Below are 15793 nucleotides of genomic sequence, written 5' to 3' on the forward strand. Positions count from 1 at the left end.
CCGAGTAAAATCAATTTAGAATAGACAGTTATGTATAGATTTAAAGCAACCATAATCCTTAAATATATAAGACTTTAAGCAAAGCAAATAGACAGACTATTCTAACTATATATAAGAAGATGAATGATTTAATTCCTATCCTGATTTTGGATGCTTTAGTTGGATAAATCGGCGAGAGCTGCTCAAATAAAAACAATAAAATAACGCAATTATTAGCTTTGAGCCTCTCTAGCTAAGGCAGTCTGGTCTTCTCTACGAGACGCTGCGCGAAGGGGGTTTCCCCCAGGAAGAACTGCCGTGATAACTAATTGTAACCACCAATACTCTTTGTAAATTAATTCCTCAGCGCAAGTAAATTGGCTAGATGTATGATATTCTTGATTTATAGGGAATCTAAATCGCTAAAGCATAAAGGATCTCCAAGCACTTGCGCTCTAGTGAAGAAGCCAAATCCCATAAGTTAACCAATAGTTTGATGAACTGATGGTCTTGCTCCACAAGTCTCTGGAGGATTGTCGAAGTAGTTGATCGGTAGCAGTTCCAGAGTTCGGGGGGACTTTGGTCTGCTTGCAGTTCATCAATCACTTCTGGGATAAACCCTTTCCCTTTATTCTTTACAGATAGTTTTTTATTAAGTCGTTAGGAAGAATCGAAGTTTTGGCGAATAAAAGAATATAACAGGCAATCGATAACAGCCTTTGCGATTTAAGCAACTGGATAAAACAAACTCAACTCAACTCAATATATATGTGGATGAAATACCCTGGTCTTTAAAAGGAATCAAAAAATGGTTAAGGGTGTTTTCCAATTTCTAATTATTGTTAGTGAACAACAAGATACCCGACTTTTCCAATAAGTCGGGTATCTGAGCCTTGAGATTTTTATAGATTAACATGACTTAGGTAAAACATAACTGAAGTAGCGGTAATGAATTACCGCTACGCAAGAATAATATTTTTGGTCACATCTTGCGTAAGTCCTGATTAAATAGGAATGCTATATCTTGGAAACGTAAAAGCCTAACAAAATATGAAATATTTGACAGGTTTACAGCTTAACTTCAAAAGCTAGTAAAGCATCAAGTTTAAACAATCGTGAATTTGAGAAAATCTTTATCAGTTTTATTGATGAAGCATTTAAAAATTACACATTATTCAAGGATGTGATCTAAATGACTAAACCGAAAACAACCCGTAAATCTGTTCACGATCGCATCCTAAATACAGCATCAGGCTTGTTTTACCGAGAGGGAATTCGCAACGTCGGTATTGACAGAATCGTTGCGGAATCTGGTGTTGCAAAAATGTCACTCTACAATCATTTCAAGTCAAAGGATGCATTGATTGAAGCATGGCTGCGACAACAGGATGAACAATGGTGTGAATGGCTTAAAACCACGATTGAGCAACGAGCTTCTAACCCATCCCAACAACTATTAGCAATATTTGATGCGTTACGGGAATGGTTTGAAAGCCCAGATTTCCGAGGTTGTGCATTCATTAATGCTTCAGTGGAACTAGCCAATGCTGACCATCCTGGACATCGAGTGGCATTGGAGCATCAACAATCGATCTACCACTACATCAAGAGCCTAGCTCAAGCCGCAGAAGTTTCATCACCGGAACAGTTAGCCCGACAACTGCTTCTTATCGTGCAAGGTGCGATCGTGGTTGCGATGATGGAAGGAAGTTGGTCAACCGCTTCACAAGCGAAAAAGGTGGCGGCAATCCTAATCCAGACTGCATCAAAATCCGGCGTTACATGAAATCTATTATATGATTTAATGTAAAAAATCACACTGGTACATCTGTAGAGATTCTCAAGGAACTAAATTCCATCCGAGAGGTGAACCTATGCAAGCTAAACTTCAAGAGCAACTTACGAGTGCTGATGCTGAAGTCATTTTAGGGCGTTTACCTAAGCGAATTCGAGAAGCTTTGATTGCTCGTACTACTGAAATTGAGTATCCAGTTGAAGCGGTAATTGAAATGGCGATCGCTAATTTCCTTGATACAGAGGCATTGGGCTTTGCAGATTGCAAACCAGGAAGAGGGCAATAAAAATGTAGTCTCACAACGCCCATGCACCCTACCATTGAGAGGTTATCGGTAGGTCATTAACGCCATTTTTTCTAAACAAAATGTGCATCTTTAGGATTGAATGCCAGCTTAATTATTTCATGGGGATATACATTACCGAATATATGATTCCGAGGCACTCTGGCAATTAAAGTTTGTTCTCCTACCTTAACCCAAATACTACAAATCCCAATACCATTTAAAACCCGTTCTACTAGCCCTTCAATAATTACTGACCAAGGTTTATGCAATATTGAAGAACTTGCATCGTAAACATTGAAAGTATCGCCAGATAAACAACATGCAGTAATTGGTTTCGTGATTTCCCCAAGATATAAAAACTCTATCCCGTTTGCAAGTTTGATAAAACTTCCACGGCTACTCCGTTCTACCCGACACGGAATAATATTATCTATCCCTACCAGTCTGGCAAGCTGCTCGTTAGCTGGTCGGCGGATGATGGTTTCCAAGTTATCATCCTGTATAATACAACCGTCAAATAAAGCGATCGCTCGATCAGCAAAATGCAGTATATCTGTAAAATTATGACTGACTAATATGACTGCTGATCCCCTCGCTTGCGCCCACTGTCTAATTTTCTCGATCATCTGGGGACGTATTCCCACATCTAAAGAGGCAGAAGGCTCATCCAAAAGTAGTAATTGTGAATCAGCAACTAAACCGCAGGCAATACAAACTCGTTTCGCTTCACCACCGGACAGAGAACGAGCTGACTGATTTGCCAGATGTTCACAGCCAAAAGTTGTAAGTGCAGTATGTACCCTTTGCTTAATCTTGTGTGTTGGTGTTCCGCGAAACTTTAATACTTTGGCAACATTATTAAAAACAGTATCATTCAGTAGTAATGTTTCTTGAAATACCAAAGCCGAACGACGACGCAACAATGTTTTATTGGCTCTACGGACATCCTCTCCAAATAATTGCATCTCACCACGGTAAGGTTGCAAGAGATTGATTGTTCTTAACAAAGTGCTTTTACCAGCGCCATTGGGGCCAAGCACAGCCACCAATTCTCCTGGACGGACTGCAAAATTTTCAATTGACAGGATATTTTTACGTGTTTTGGTATCGACGCTCACCTGCCGCATATTCAGGGTATACTCGTTACTACTCATAAAATTTTCTTGTCATGCTGTAAGATAGTCAGCAACATGATCACGGTGTATGTGATGATCAGGAGAATGTATGCGATCGCCATTGCAACATCGTAATTTCCTTTCCCTACTTCCAAGACGATTGCTGTAGTCAGGACTCTTGTCTGCCCCTTAATATTGCCGCCCACCATCATGGATGCACCAACTTCCGAGATGACGCGACCAAAACCAGCCATGATTGCAGCCATTAACCCTAACCGTGCTTCCTTGATTAGCAACCAGTTGACTTGCCACTGTGTCGCCCCCATTGATAACAGTCGCCAGCGTAGTTTCGGATTAATACTGATAATTGCCGCAAAACTGAAGCCAGCTACAATTGGAAAAGCAATGATGGCTTCGGCTATAATCATAGCTGTGGGCGTGTACATCAAATCAAGATTTCCTAACGGGCCAGACCGCCACAAAAACAGGCTGACGAATAAACCGACTACGACAGGTGGCAATCCCATACCGAAGTTAATCAAAGTAGTCAGAGTCTGCTTGCCGACGAAATCCACTAATGCTAGCCACAGTCCTAATGGTAGTCCCAGTAAAACGCTAATGGCTGTAGCTGTTCCAGATACGAACAATGTCATCGTCATGACTTGGAAAACGTCACTATCGCCACTGGTTAATAGTTCAAAAGCTCTGAAAGCTCCTTCGATGATTGTATTCACAATTTATTGCCTTAACAATCTGATTGCTGCTATCAAAGCCCAGATATCTATACTCAGGGAAGTAGCAGAATATGCGGGATTAGTTGAGGTTGTCTGCCTAAATGCTACACATTTGCTGCGAGATCCAATGTCGAAGGGAAAGCAGAGAGATCCTCGTTTGTAGTTAGAACTGCAATGGCTTGCAACATAAGAATAAGAACACTTGCTATGATTTCCCGACTTTGGGTGCAACTACGAAAATCATCACCCAAATGTCCGTCGTGCCATCTTTGAGTAGATGGCGTTTGGTAAAAAAGATTTGGGTTTACCTCCGTTGCTTAGGAAACACTATAGTAATTTATTTCCAGGCTTCCTCTGAGTGTTTCTCGTAATCATTGTAAGCATTCACCAGACCCTTGAGAACTTCGGATGTAGTCTCAAAAAGAGCCTGAGCCTTTGGATCTTCGATTTTGCTAATATCTTCACGCAAGTGTGTAATGAGATCGTTCAACTTATCTTTGATTTTCGCTGTATGGTGGTGTGGGTTGGTTTCGGGCGAGTTTTGTTGGGTTGTCATCAGCTTACTCCTGGTAGAGAAAAGAATAACTTCTACTGTGTTCTATTCTAAAAATACTTTGGCTTATTGTCTGATACTCAAGTTTCTTTAAAAGCCATAATCTTTCTCCGTTTTACCGCCATCAACATAAAATAGCGGTTGTTTGAATTCTTTTTTACCGTGGGCTGCAATTATTGTCTGTCCTTCAGGAGATAAGACAAAATTAATAAACGCTTTAGCTCCTGCACTATTCACCTTGGGGAATTTCTGAGAATTTACTGCCATGACATGGTAAAGATTTAACAATTTCTTATCTCCTTGCACCAGTATTGGCAAAGACAGGTTTTTCTTCTGAAATATATAGGTTGCTCGATCCGCTAAGGTATATCCCAGTTTTTGATTAGCAACTTGCAAAGTTTGCGCCATTCCTGAACCTGTTTGCTGATACCAAGCGCCAGATGGTGTGATCTTTGCCTGCTGCCATAAATCTTTTTCTAGTTTGTTAGTACCTGAGTCATCACCCCGCGATACAAACAATGCTTGATTTTTGGCAATCAGACTGAACGCTTCCACAGCATTCTTTTTCCCTCGGATCTTTGCCTTGTCAGCATCTGGGCCGACGATAACAAAGTCATTGTGCATTACCAAGTGGCGATTTATCACCGCACCATCTGACAAAACTTTGCGTTCGGCTTTAGGTGAATTGACAAATAGCGCGTCAACCTCACCTTTTTCAGCCAGAGCCAAAGCCTGTCCGGTGCCGACTGCAACCTTTTTCAGCTTATATCCTGTTTTCTTTTCAATCGCCGGAACTAAATCATCTAGCAGCCCGCTATCCTCAATACTGGTTGTCATCGCCACGATCACATCTTTCTTCGCTGGGGACTGTCCAAGAGTTGGCTCTTGGTTGACTAAGTTACTACCAAAGCCGATGCAAAGAATCGCCAGGAAACTTACCAAACACCCATCGCGCACAGCCCGATGATTGATCATTGCACTCTCCTACCAATTTGTATGCCAATATTTTTTACTATGGCAAGTAAACCTTACATTGGGAAGTATAAGCAAGATTGAGTAGGAAATCAACCATTTGTGTTGTTTTCCAGACAATTGTCATGATGAGAAGGATTCTTGACAATATACTGACATGATTCATGGATATGCTCTGCTGTTGGAAATTCTTCCTTCTTTTCGCAACAGCTCGTGTTTTATCATTTGATGCTGGAGCGATCGCAGCAGTTGATCAACTGCGATCGCAACAGGTTCGTGTGTCCACAATGGATTTAAGAATAGCAACCGCAGACATCCAGGCAGCCCTAGATATTAAAGGAGGCTATTCTCCTGGCATCAGTAAACGGTAAAGGAAGTTTTTACTTACTTGGTTTTGTCTAGACATTTCCAGAAGTAGTATATCTCCATTTTTGAGGAGGACGAAAAAGCATTGAGCATCGAGGTAATCATCGTTGCGTAATCCTTCATCAGCGACCTTTGTTTCTTCTATCTCTTCATAGTTCAAGTAATGCTCTTTGTCCTCAACATCTACTACATTAAATACGACTGGCATTGGTTTTAAGGTATAAGAGTACATTGTCGAGCATAAATCGTATAGTTGCTCCAAGTCTGTTGGTTTAGTTGCAAAATATAACCCTCCTTTGATGGTTCGTGATTTCAGTATTCCAAGGGCATCTAATGCGTCTTTGCTATTTTAATTAAGTCATTAATTAGGCAACTTTGAACAAATCTAGACAACCAAAACACGCTTCAAAATATCTCACACCCTCAAAGAAAACACAATAGTGCTGGCAATAGTTATCTATGAAGATGACTGCGTTAACTGCTGTTAGACATGGCGTTCTTCCGCATAAAAACCTCAGACCACAGAGTGTCATTGCCAGATATAAATAAGGACAAACAAAACAATCCAGATAACATCGACGAAGTGCCAAAAAATAGAGATGGCATTTACACCAAAATGACCTCTGTCGTAGCTACCAGGAATGAAGGAGCTACCCAAAACAATCATCTGTAAACAAAATGCCAGTGAGAACGTGTAAACCGTGGAAGCCAGCCCCACTACCATGTATTGTCAGGGTTGCGTGTACGAAGTACATAACGCCAAGCTGTAATCGCTGCAATAATTCCAGACAGCGACCACCCAAGCAGCGTATGCATGTTCAGCACTGCCTTAACAGCATCGTAAGGTCTTGCCAAGCCAACTTCAAACTGACCAAAGATAACGGCAACAAAGATGGCGATCGCAGCGATGGCAAATTTACTTGCGATCGCTAACTAATTCCCAAACACTATTTTTGATAACAATTAATCATGAACTAGAGGATTATCAGCCAATAATTGTGTTTTTTCTTTTGTTTCAGTGTGAGGAGTTCTGACCTGTTCAAAAAAGTTAGATACCCAAGGTAGAGCCACAAGAATTCCCGCTAATACTACTAAAAATACTGCGATTCCAAAAATTTGGTCACGGGGAATTTCAAGAACACCGCGTAAAATTACTTCTCTTAAAGCAGAAACCATAGTAATCTCTACTGCTGCTGCCACGGATGTCCGTTGTTGTTGTATATGATCAATTAACAGCCGGAATAACTCTACCAAAATCAAAATGAACAGGATATCAGATGTTACTTGCCGCAAATCTAATGGACTCAAAAAGGAGAAGAACATATCTCCTAGTCGGATGAGCATCACACAGAATAAACCAAGGCAGAGAGAAATGATAATAAAATCTTGAAAAAACTCCAGATTACGTACAATTGTATTTCTTTGTAACCAGTTATTTAAGTTTAAACTTAGCCCTTTGAGCATCGTATTTCCTAACAGTCTAGATTCATTTATTTCCATAACTGAAATAGTGCTGAGTATCTAGCATCGATTACTCAGCACTCGGAACTGTATTCAATCCCCATTATTTTAGCTATGGGGTTCCATTCAGCCCTATTAAACTATTTTGCTCCGTTGGCGTCATGAGGTACGGGTTCTGCGGTTTTCATCTTGGATGCTGCGGTTGTTAAGCTATTCGTAGCCTTGATGATCTCTTGTAAGGTTTCGTTAATCAGTTTTTCATCAGGGGGAGCTTCTAATAAGTAAGTTTCTATGAAAATCTCCACTCGATTCATAATTATTTTGGCTTGAGAGCGTAGTCTGTTGAGGTCTTTAGTAGACAAATTATTCATTGTTTGAAAATCCTTTCTATTTCGCGGGTTAATTCTACATTTTTGGTCAGTAATTCTCATGACAAGAGCGATTCTTACAGGTCAGCCCTTTTTTGAAAGATAAAGCTTGCTGGAATACCCATTCAATTGTTCGCCTGTTGACTGCTTAAATGCCTTCAGATTCCCCAAATTTGTACAAAGGTTTCAAGCAGGAGAATTGCTATATCTGACAAGTTAGCGAGTCTATTTTAGGACTTACGCACTGAAAACGTAAAACTAGAGTTTGAGATTGCAAAGCGATCGCAGCACTCGCAATGACGTAATTTCATCACGGTGCATAAGTTCTATATTTATTCCTTAGACTTACGCACCGAAATCATTTTTTGAGACTCAGTGTAGGGTTTTGAGTCTTTAAGTGTCAGAAGCTTTGGTGCAAATATCAGAACTTCTCCTCTAGTCGCCTCTGCGTGTAGCTTTACTTAAGACTAAGAGTACGGTGGATGCTTACCCTGTCTCTGTGTCTTCTGGCTGTTGACTCCTTTTATAGCAACTTGAAGCCGAAGTTATTCAGAGTTTCACGTAAATACTTGCACCCTTTCAAATAGTCTAAAGTGGCAATCCGCTCGGCTGAGTGTTGCGACCAATCAACAGCGACATTCATCTTTTGTTCAGTGTAGAACTCTTTCATGATATCGTTATAGTGAGCGATCGCATCATCTTGCTCTGCCAATTTATAGGTTTCCCGGTGGAATACAGCTGGCTGAGGTAGGCGCGGCTTAACAACAGGTTGTTCTTCAGGATTGGGATAACCCACACACAACCCAAACACAGGGAACACAAAAGGTGGCAAATTCAATAACGTGGCTACCTCTTGAGTACTTTTGCGGATTGCGCCGATATATACCGTTCCTAAACCAACAGATTCAGCAGCTACAATCGCATTTTGCGCTGCGACTGAAGCATCGACTATTGCTTTAACCAACAGTTCTACGTAATCCAGAGCTACGGGAGCTAGTCCGCGACTGTCAGCAATATGAGCCAGACGACCTAAATCTGCTAACCAAACCAAGAATACAGGAGCCTGGTTAATCCATACTTGGTTATTAGCCAGCTTGCATAATTCTGCTTTGCTTTCTTGATCTTCAATCGCTACCACACTCCAGGTTTGCATATTAGCTGAACTAGGAGCAGATTGAGCAGCAGCAACTAGCCATTCCAGGGTTCCTGGTGGTAAAGGATCAGATAGATAAGACCGAACTGAACGGTGAGCTAGTAGTGTTTCTAGAGATTCGTTCCAGTCAATTTCGTGATTGAAGGGAATTTCACCGTAGCGCGATCGCAGTAGTTCTGTAGGATTGGTCATAGTCAGCTTTTGAACCTGAACACTTTTTTACGATTTCAGAGGGATTACCAACGACGAGAAACAACGAAGAAAAGGAAGAACCAGAAAATCAGGAGGCTGATTTTCTGACAAAAGTAGAGAGAAAATACTTAACTGCTACGCAGCTAGCTGGGTTTCTCCGAAATCTGAAGTTAGGCGATCGTTCCGAAAAAAAGCAACTCGTAAAGCTAGCCGATACTCAGATGCAGGGCAAGTAAGCGGAGTAACCGTATGCCAAGAATTGTCAGAACGCGCGATCGCAACTGAGGAATCGCTCAGAGGTAAAATATCTTGGAAAGCAGATTCCGGTTGTGAGTTTTTGAGAATTCGCAAACAGCCTCCCCAGTCTACAGACCATTGTTGATTGAAAAATAGCAGATGAGTTAAAACTTTGTTCGGCTCGTCTGTATGAGGGTGATGCAACTGTCCTGAGCTATACCGACGAAATACAATATCCATTACACAGTCTTTTAGTTCCAACCCAGACATTTCGGCTATTGCTGCGCGGTAAGAATCTGTCCACAGTTCTTCTATCAACTGTCGCCAGACTTTACTGAGGTGTCTCAAGTCATAAGTAAGTCTGCCTTGTGCCATCCGCTCTCGCCAGCGATTATCGCTAGATTTGAGCATCAAGGAAATATCCTCGCTAGTGGCAAGCATCTTTCCCCAAGAATATCCATATCCCTCTCCCTCCGACAGGCGAAACTCTTCGTGGGGAAAACTCGCAGTTAGTTCTAAGCTTGCTTCTGGTGAAAGCAGGTTTTTTATCAAAGCCCAATTGTATGGGACTTTTTGCATTGGTGTGGCACGAATGGAATCAAAATTAAGCATGGTAGAAAAAACGCTTTAGTAGAATTAACCAATCATGATTACCCTGGACATCAAGTGGTATTGGAAGATCAACAATCTGATTTACCTCTGCGTCAAGAAGCTTTGCTCAAGCCGCAGAATTTTCATCACCAGAACACTTAGAGAGGCATTCCAATTAATTTCGTAATTGAAAGGAATTTCACCGGATCGCAATAGTTTTGTAGGATTTGTCATAGTCAACTTTTGAACTTGAACGCTTTTTTACGATTTCACAGGGATTACCAACCCCATTGCAAATTTGTTTAGGTGCAAGACAACTCGCTTTACCGATAGCGGTTCTTCACCACTGCTCAAAATAAGTCAAGATCAACTTCCCCAGAATCAAACTGCTTTCCCTGCTGTTTGAGTGATTGTGCTTGGAGACTACGTAACAGAGAGCGCAAAACATCAGTTTTAGTGCGTTGGAACTGCTTGCAGTACTGCTCTAGAAGTTGCCGTTCTTCTGGAGACAATTGAAAAGTGATCCATCCTTGCTCTTTTCTCGGCATAGTTACTACCAACATTATTGGTAATATTCTAGCAGTTGGTACAATGATTGCGATGCCTTCTCTACGAGACGCTACGCGAACGGCGGGCTGCGCCTACGCTAACGGAGACGGATTTGTGATGCGTTCTTAACCAACTTCACTTTTGATTTGTAGTTAAACTGATTGAAAGCTTACAAGCTCATGTACTTACGTTTTAATTGGTAAAAGCACAATGCAACTTACAGCGCTTTTCAAGTAATTTAACTAGACATCTCCTCATTTCTCTGTAATGTTTTGGTAGATGTGTGCGTTCACCTTTGGGGAACAAAACTCAGGAGTTCTTCAATCGTGAGACTACGCTTAACTTTTACTGACTGATGCTTTACAGCATCCAGCACTGATTGAATTTCTGGCTGACTGAGCGTGATTCCATGTTCTTGCAGCACACTGAATATCAGATGCCGACCGGAATGTTTGCCTACTACCAAGCGACGTTCCCAACCAACATCTTCGGGCGCAAACGGTTCGTAAGTACCGGGATTTTGCAACACACCGTGAGCATGAATGCCCGACTCGTGTGCGAAAGTATTTTCACCCACGATCGCTTTCCAGGGAGGAACTGGCCAGTTGGCAGCTTTAGCAACTAAGCGTGACAGTTCCAGCAACCGTTTTGTATTAATACCCGTTGGAATCCCGTAGAGGTGTTTCAGTGCCATCACAATTTCTTCCAGCGCCGCATTACCTGCGCGTTCGCCAATCCCATTTACCGTAGTGTTGACCGACCGCGCTCCTGCTTCAATACCAGCTAGCGAGTTCGCCATAGCCAGTCCAAAATCATTATGCGTGTGCATTTCTATGGGAATGAATAGATGATGCACAAGGGAGCGAACTTTGCTGTAAGTGTTCAGAGGGTCGAGAATTCCTACAGTGTCACAAAAGCGAAACCGGAAAGCTCCTAACTCTTGAGCATAATACGCTACATCCAATAAAAAAGAAGGATCGGCTCTGGAAGAATCTTCTCCGCCAACAGATACAGCTAAACCGCGATCGCAAGCGAAATTAATCGCATCCCGTAGAAGATCCAGCATTACCTGCTGCTTCCCCCCAAACTTGGCGGCAATCTGAATTTCTGAGACAGGAACCGAAATATGCACCCGTTCCAAACCACAATCTATAGATGCCTGGATATCGGACAATTTAGCACGGTTCCAGCCAAGTAATTGGGCATTTAATCCCAGATTAGCGATCGCTCGGATCGATTCTGCTTCTTCTTGCCCCATTGCCGGAACGCCAATTTCCAATTCTGGAACACCAATGGCATCAAGAAAAGTGGCGATCGCAATTTTTTCTTCAACGTTAAAGGCTACACCCGCCGCTTGTTCACCATCTCGCAAGGTTGTATCGTTAATCTGAACTGGATGTTTGTTCATAGTGAGGTCATGATTCATTTTGCAGCTAACTTGTTGGGTGATTTTAATTTGCTTGAGGAATTCGTAATTGAAAGACAGAGCAGCTAACTTGAATTGTGGAAACTAAAAGACATATTCCTTAGTCGTGGGGTAATAATTACGAATTACGAATTACGAATTACGAATTACGAATTACTAAATATTTGCTACAACTTCCCCAATATTGCTAGTGTCATAGCCGCCGAGAATCTCTAATTGCGATCGCACTAGCTGATGTCCCAAGATACTGAGAAACTGCTTTACTGGTTCTTCTTCCAAGTATGATTTAATAATCACCAAGTCATATCGCGCCCGATGAAGGGGGATAAATCCCAACCCAAAGGCAGCAGCTATAGATGCCGTACTGATACCGGCATCAGCCATTCCTGAGACTACAGATAAGGCAACATCTTGATGGCTGTGAACGATATGGTCAGATCCTTTAACTTTGTGCAATGGCACTCCTTCTTCTTGGAGTTTCCGTTCTAAAAGCATCCGACTACCAGAACCCACTTCATGGGTGACAATAGTTGCTCCAAATTCTACTAAGTCGGAAACTGTTTTAACTCCCATTGGGTTTCCTGGTAGGACTAACAAACCTTCTTCCCAAACTCCAAGGGTAATCAAAATAGCACTCTTACCTGTTAAGGCTTTCCGCACAAAGGGGATGTTATGTTCCCCCGTATGAGCATCGTATAAGTGCATCCCTGCAATGTGAACTTCACCTCGGCACAGACTATGCAATGCAGCCGTGCTGTGGGCGAAACGATAATGAATTCGCAGTTTTGGATGCCAACGTTCAGTTGCTTTTGCCAAGAGGGAAAGTACAGGTGTACAACCAGCAATCACAACTGTATTGTGCAGTTTGTCTATATCATCCAGAAGCCGAACCTGGACTTTATTTGTACTATTCTGGCTCTGTGCTTCACCCTCCGGTTGACGCTCGTTCCTCTCTACGACCAGACCAGAGGCGTAGCTTGCTTCCCCGCAAGGGTACACTAACGCTACCTCTGACGCTAATGACAATTTGCTTATGCTGGGGAACCCTTCTACTCTTACGGATGATGCTCCTACGTCGTCGCTACAGCTTGCGCTAACCCCAATTCCTACAATGGGGTGGCTCACCGCAACTGTCTCACCATCAGCCGGAATCATTTCGATCCGAAAAGCATCGTTCCCCACAAGGGGATAAGCTATCCATTGATCCCCAACCCGCGCTAGACTAACTCGTGATTGCTGTTGCTTAGGGGCTGATCCCGCAAGAATTGCCTCAACTTCTGGTAAATCTTCCTCAAACCAGAATAAGTCCTCGACTTGGCAACCAAGTGCCTTGGCTAAACGTAGCGACATAGCAACAGAAGGAGCATATTGTCCCAATTCCACACCACCAATACTCTGACGAGTTACGCCAGCTATATTAGCTAATTCTTGTTGACTCATGCCCAAGCGAGTTCTAATTGACTTCAGGTTATTGCAAAGATTCACATCCAGTTTCATGAGGCTGTATCTCTCCGTTAGAAAAAGCCGCAGCGCACAAACTTAAATAAATTTGTTGGGTCAGTAGCAAGGTTTTCTAGTGTTTGCCGTTTTTGTTGTCAGACATATTGGTGTTTTGACAATTTTGCTTATTTGCTGCAAGCCTAACATACATCTCGCTAGAATACTTGCATTTTTGGATACTATTTAGCGATCGCTATAGGCATCGCTTTTTGATCATCTGCTAACCAAGGCGATGCTTACATCACCAAGAGAAAACTTAGTCCGAGTGCGGCAAGTCTTGATCTAAATACCAATTGCCTTTTCTAGTGGGCACCGCCACCCACTGGAGTTCCAACCAGAGGATGGGGTTTTTTTCCTTCAATCTTGAGGCGGGATCGCGGATAATGCGTGTGGCGTTTATGCAAACAGCGTCAGATATCCCCAAATCTAGAGCAACGCCTCTGAAAATATCTTTGTAGGCATTGACTGAGGCAGACAGTATGTTAGGATAATATACGACAAAATGTTGTATAAGTTTTGGGGGGCAGCCCCAGTAAGAGTTTACAAGTTCGACGTGGCAGTACTGGAGCAACTCGCTGAGTTTGGCACAGCGTCCCTTGACTACGGTACTAAATTTTTGGACTAAAACCTCTTCGGTCAACATAATGAGTTCTCATCCTTCAATAAGGTAGACGAATTTTGGCGTAGCTCAGAACGCCGATTTCTCAAATGGTGGTAAGAAGTTTACGCAGTTTTTTCTGCTTTTTCGAGTAAGAGATTGCCAATTGCTCCAGACACTTTGTATCAGGGATAAGCCCTACTGCATCGTCCTAGTCAAACAACCCAAACTTTACCAGCAGTTCCTCTAGCTGATCGTTAGACATAGATTTTGGAGTGACAAAATCTGTATTCTGATCAATTGCCGTTGCCAGGTTGCGATAGTGCTGCGCCTGTTCACACTCAGGAGCATACTCAATCACCGTCTTGCGGTGGAACTCTGCTCGCTGCACCATGTTGTCTCTGGGTATGGAGTAGATCATTTGAGTCCCCAGTTTCTCTGCCAGAGCTTTGATCAAATCATCTTCCTGATCGGTTTTGCGAGAGTTGCAAATCAATCCTCCCAGACGTATACCGCCTATAGGAGCATACTTTTGAATGCTTCGGCAGATGTTATTGACGGTATACATTGCCATAATTTCCCCAGAAGTGACAATGTAAATTTCTTGAGCTTTGCGTTCACGAATGGGCATGACAAATCCACCGCATACCACGTCACCCAGACCGTCATAAAATGTATAATCAAGTCTAACTGCATCATCATAAGCACCAAGTTGTTCCAGCAACCCAATTGATGTCAGAATACCTCTACCTGCACATCCCACACCAGGTTCCGGCCCACCCGATTCAACACACAGCGTCTTCCCCCATCCCACCTGACGGAAGTCTTCTAGATTCACATCATCATCTTCTTCTTTACGCAGCGTATCGAGTACAATCTTCTGGTGGAATCCCCCCAAAAGGAGCCGGGTGGAGTCTGCTTTCGAGTCACACCCTACAACCATCACCTTACGATCTATATCAGTCAGTCCAGCCACTACGTTTTGAGTCGTTGTGGACTTGCCAACTCCCCCTCTTCCATAAATAGCGATTTTCCGCATAAAAACCTCAGCAATGGCGCAGACTTATTAATTCGGCTCCAAGATTATGGTGTAATCAAGCAGAGTATTGATAAAATTGGAGTTGTAATTCTTGAAAGTATTTACTACCCAGATGGTGACTGCATTGATGCTGTTAGATACTGGACTTCAGCCGTCTATCCAGCACTATAAATATTGCAGTTATTTGTTAGAAGTTAAACAGTTTCTTACAGATATGGCAGTAAATATTAGTGGGATGCGAAATACAACAAGAGTGCTAAAAATTAGTTCCAATCCTGTCACAAAAAATTCAAAAAACTTCCACAGATACGGCAGGTAAATAAGAAATTTCTGTTTACTCACAGCAAGACAAGCATTATTTTTGTTGCAAGGAAGATACATAGAAAAATCAGTCCAGCCTACGCTATGGCAACAGATTCGCCAAACGAAAAACCGATTTTTGGGCGGTTTTGCTCCACTTCGATTAACGTTATGCCGTCACCAATAACTGATGAGGCTGGTCTGATACTCACTTCAAAGGAACCTAAGGAGTTTTCGTCCTTGTTTTAGATTCCCTATAAATCAAGAATATCATACATCTGGCCAATTTACTTGCGCTGAGGAATTAATTTACAAAGAGTATTGGTGGTTACAATTAGTCATCAGCTAAAGAGCCTCAAAGCGGATAATTGCGTTATTCTGTTGTTTAAAGTTGAGAAAATATCGTCGATTTTTACTTGGTGAGATATCTATAGTGAGGATATAAAGTAAATCATTTATTTCTTAATTTACAGTTAGAATAGTCTGTCTATTGCAATTGATAAAAATTCTTCTATATAGAAGAATTGGCATTACTTTAAATCTATACAGTCCTGTCTATTATAAACTGGTTTCATTTCT

The 15793-nt window shown here is 42.1% G+C and carries 18 protein-coding genes and 3 pseudogenes; 4 read left to right on the plus strand and 17 right to left on the minus strand.

Features of this window, described 5'->3' with window-relative positions; genetic code table 11:
* The first annotated feature begins 1171 nt into the window (after positions 1-1171).
* Positions 1172-1765, plus strand: a complete 594-nt coding sequence (locus V7K15_RS18790) for a TetR/AcrR family transcriptional regulator (RefSeq protein WP_334907556.1) — start codon at positions 1172-1174, stop codon at positions 1763-1765.
* A gap of 88 nt (positions 1766-1853) precedes the next feature.
* A complete protein-coding gene (locus tag V7K15_RS18795) occupies positions 1854-2060 on the plus strand; it encodes a hypothetical protein (protein ID WP_334907558.1) in 207 nt (68 codons plus the stop codon).
* A 71-nt stretch (positions 2061-2131) separates the two neighbouring features.
* Here V7K15_RS18795 and V7K15_RS18800 read toward each other — a convergent pair whose 3' ends face one another.
* The 4 genes from V7K15_RS18800 to V7K15_RS18815 form a co-directional block, all read right to left on the minus strand.
* The gene (locus V7K15_RS18800) at positions 2132-3214 is read right to left on the minus strand and encodes an energy-coupling factor ABC transporter ATP-binding protein (protein WP_334907560.1); all 1083 of its coding nucleotides are present in this window, start codon (positions 3212-3214) and stop codon (positions 2132-2134) included.
* Positions 3211-3909 carry an ABC transporter permease gene (locus V7K15_RS18805; RefSeq protein WP_334907562.1) on the minus strand — a complete coding sequence of 233 codons (699 nt, stop codon included), beginning with the start codon at positions 3907-3909 and terminating at the stop codon, positions 3211-3213. Before V7K15_RS18805 ends, V7K15_RS18800 begins: the two co-directional genes overlap by 4 nt.
* A gap of 337 nt (positions 3910-4246) precedes the next feature.
* Positions 4247-4465, minus strand: coding sequence for a hypothetical protein (locus V7K15_RS18810; RefSeq protein WP_334907564.1), 219 nt, complete (start codon positions 4463-4465; stop codon positions 4247-4249).
* An 87-nt stretch (positions 4466-4552) separates the two neighbouring features.
* A complete protein-coding gene (locus V7K15_RS18815; protein WP_334907566.1) occupies positions 4553-5437 on the minus strand; it encodes a substrate-binding domain-containing protein in 885 nt (294 codons plus the stop codon).
* Between the two features lie 167 nt (positions 5438-5604).
* Between V7K15_RS18815 and V7K15_RS18820 the strand changes: the two genes are divergently transcribed.
* On the plus strand, positions 5605-5805 hold the full coding sequence (locus V7K15_RS18820; RefSeq protein ID WP_334907568.1) for a hypothetical protein: 201 nt from the start codon (positions 5605-5607) through the stop codon (positions 5803-5805).
* Here the strand turns inward: V7K15_RS18820 and V7K15_RS18825 are convergent.
* The 13 genes and pseudogenes from V7K15_RS18825 to nifH all read right to left on the minus strand — a co-directional run bounded on the left by V7K15_RS18825 (position 5778) and on the right by nifH (position 14914).
* Positions 5778-6008 carry a hypothetical protein gene (locus V7K15_RS18825; RefSeq protein WP_334907570.1) on the minus strand — a complete coding sequence of 77 codons (231 nt, stop codon included), beginning with the start codon at positions 6006-6008 and terminating at the stop codon, positions 5778-5780. The genes V7K15_RS18820 and V7K15_RS18825 overlap by 28 nt on opposite strands.
* Before the next feature lie 321 nt (positions 6009-6329).
* A pseudogene (locus tag V7K15_RS18830) lies at positions 6330-6510 on the minus strand (cytochrome c oxidase subunit 3); the annotation flags it as partial.
* Positions 6511-6532: 22 nt separating this feature from the next.
* Positions 6533-6709, minus strand: a pseudogene (locus tag V7K15_RS18835) (DUF2231 domain-containing protein); the annotation flags it as partial.
* A gap of 54 nt (positions 6710-6763) precedes the next feature.
* The gene (locus tag V7K15_RS18840; RefSeq protein WP_334907586.1) at positions 6764-7264 is read right to left on the minus strand and encodes a phosphate-starvation-inducible PsiE family protein; all 501 of its coding nucleotides are present in this window, start codon (positions 7262-7264) and stop codon (positions 6764-6766) included.
* A 137-nt stretch (positions 7265-7401) separates the two neighbouring features.
* Positions 7402-7632 (minus strand): hypothetical protein, encoded by a 231-nt coding sequence (locus tag V7K15_RS18845; protein WP_334847270.1) that lies wholly within the window; start codon positions 7630-7632, stop codon positions 7402-7404.
* 520 nt (positions 7633-8152) lie between these two features.
* Positions 8153-8974 carry an NADPH-dependent oxidoreductase gene (locus V7K15_RS18850; protein ID WP_334907572.1) on the minus strand — a complete coding sequence of 274 codons (822 nt, stop codon included), beginning with the start codon at positions 8972-8974 and terminating at the stop codon, positions 8153-8155.
* A gap of 135 nt (positions 8975-9109) precedes the next feature.
* Positions 9110-9823, minus strand: a complete 714-nt coding sequence (locus V7K15_RS18855; protein ID WP_334907574.1) for a 2OG-Fe(II) oxygenase — start codon at positions 9821-9823, stop codon at positions 9110-9112.
* A gap of 81 nt (positions 9824-9904) precedes the next feature.
* The gene (locus V7K15_RS18860; protein WP_334907576.1) at positions 9905-10036 is read right to left on the minus strand and encodes a hypothetical protein; all 132 of its coding nucleotides are present in this window, start codon (positions 10034-10036) and stop codon (positions 9905-9907) included.
* A 173-nt stretch (positions 10037-10209) separates the two neighbouring features.
* A pseudogene (locus tag V7K15_RS18865) lies at positions 10210-10350 on the minus strand (TOBE domain-containing protein); the annotation flags it as partial.
* A gap of 290 nt (positions 10351-10640) precedes the next feature.
* On the minus strand, positions 10641-11759 hold the full coding sequence (nifV, locus tag V7K15_RS18870) for a homocitrate synthase (protein WP_334907578.1): 1119 nt from the start codon (positions 11757-11759) through the stop codon (positions 10641-10643).
* Between the two features lie 174 nt (positions 11760-11933).
* Positions 11934-13217 (minus strand): substrate-binding domain-containing protein, encoded by a 1284-nt coding sequence (locus V7K15_RS18875; RefSeq protein WP_442949697.1) that lies wholly within the window; start codon positions 13215-13217, stop codon positions 11934-11936.
* A gap of 316 nt (positions 13218-13533) precedes the next feature.
* Positions 13534-13920 (minus strand): hypothetical protein, encoded by a 387-nt coding sequence (locus tag V7K15_RS18880; RefSeq protein WP_334907582.1) that lies wholly within the window; start codon positions 13918-13920, stop codon positions 13534-13536.
* A gap of 166 nt (positions 13921-14086) precedes the next feature.
* Positions 14087-14914 (minus strand): nitrogenase iron protein, encoded by an 828-nt coding sequence (gene nifH / locus V7K15_RS18885; protein ID WP_334907584.1) that lies wholly within the window; start codon positions 14912-14914, stop codon positions 14087-14089.
* A 127-nt stretch (positions 14915-15041) separates the two neighbouring features.
* On the opposite strand from nifH, the gene V7K15_RS30040 reads away from it, so the two are divergent.
* The gene (locus tag V7K15_RS30040; RefSeq protein WP_442949698.1) at positions 15042-15233 is read left to right on the plus strand and encodes an IS1-like element transposase; all 192 of its coding nucleotides are present in this window, start codon (positions 15042-15044) and stop codon (positions 15231-15233) included.
* Positions 15234-15793 lie beyond the last annotated feature (560 nt).

Origin of the sequence: Nostoc sp. (genome assembly GCF_036919815.1) — a bacterium.
Taxonomy (GTDB): Bacteria; Cyanobacteriota; Cyanobacteriia; order Cyanobacteriales; family Nostocaceae; genus Nostoc.

Coding starts and splice junctions, on each gene's coding strand:
- V7K15_RS18790 (WP_334907556.1), top strand. CDS start 1,172: ATGACTAAACCGAAAACAACCCGTAAATCTGTTCACGATCGCATCCTA.
- V7K15_RS18795 (WP_334907558.1), top strand. CDS start 1,854: ATGCAAGCTAAACTTCAAGAGCAACTTACGAGTGCTGATGCTGAAGTC.
- V7K15_RS18800 (WP_334907560.1), bottom strand. CDS start 3,214: ATGAGTAGTAACGAGTATACCCTGAATATGCGGCAGGTGAGCGTCGAT.
- V7K15_RS18810 (WP_334907564.1), bottom strand. CDS start 4,465: ATGACAACCCAACAAAACTCGCCCGAAACCAACCCACACCACCATACA.
- V7K15_RS18815 (WP_334907566.1), bottom strand. CDS start 5,437: ATGATCAATCATCGGGCTGTGCGCGATGGGTGTTTGGTAAGTTTCCTG.
- V7K15_RS18820 (WP_334907568.1), top strand. CDS start 5,605: ATGCTCTGCTGTTGGAAATTCTTCCTTCTTTTCGCAACAGCTCGTGTT.
- V7K15_RS18825 (WP_334907570.1), bottom strand. CDS start 6,008: ATGCCAGTCGTATTTAATGTAGTAGATGTTGAGGACAAAGAGCATTAC.
- V7K15_RS18840 (WP_334907586.1), bottom strand. CDS start 7,264: ATGCTCAAAGGGCTAAGTTTAAACTTAAATAACTGGTTACAAAGAAAT.
- V7K15_RS18845 (WP_334847270.1), bottom strand. CDS start 7,632: ATGAATAATTTGTCTACTAAAGACCTCAACAGACTACGCTCTCAAGCC.
- V7K15_RS18850 (WP_334907572.1), bottom strand. CDS start 8,974: ATGACCAATCCTACAGAACTACTGCGATCGCGCTACGGTGAAATTCCC.
- V7K15_RS18855 (WP_334907574.1), bottom strand. CDS start 9,823: ATGCTTAATTTTGATTCCATTCGTGCCACACCAATGCAAAAAGTCCCA.
- V7K15_RS18860 (WP_334907576.1), bottom strand. CDS start 10,036: ATGACAAATCCTACAAAACTATTGCGATCCGGTGAAATTCCTTTCAAT.
- nifV (WP_334907578.1), bottom strand. CDS start 11,759: ATGAACAAACATCCAGTTCAGATTAACGATACAACCTTGCGAGATGGT.
- V7K15_RS18875 (WP_442949697.1), bottom strand. CDS start 13,217: ATGAGTCAACAAGAATTAGCTAATATAGCTGGCGTAACTCGTCAGAGT.
- V7K15_RS18880 (WP_334907582.1), bottom strand. CDS start 13,920: ATGTTGACCGAAGAGGTTTTAGTCCAAAAATTTAGTACCGTAGTCAAG.
- nifH (WP_334907584.1), bottom strand. CDS start 14,914: ATGCGGAAAATCGCTATTTATGGAAGAGGGGGAGTTGGCAAGTCCACA.
- V7K15_RS30040 (WP_442949698.1), top strand. CDS start 15,042: ATGCTGTTAGATACTGGACTTCAGCCGTCTATCCAGCACTATAAATAT.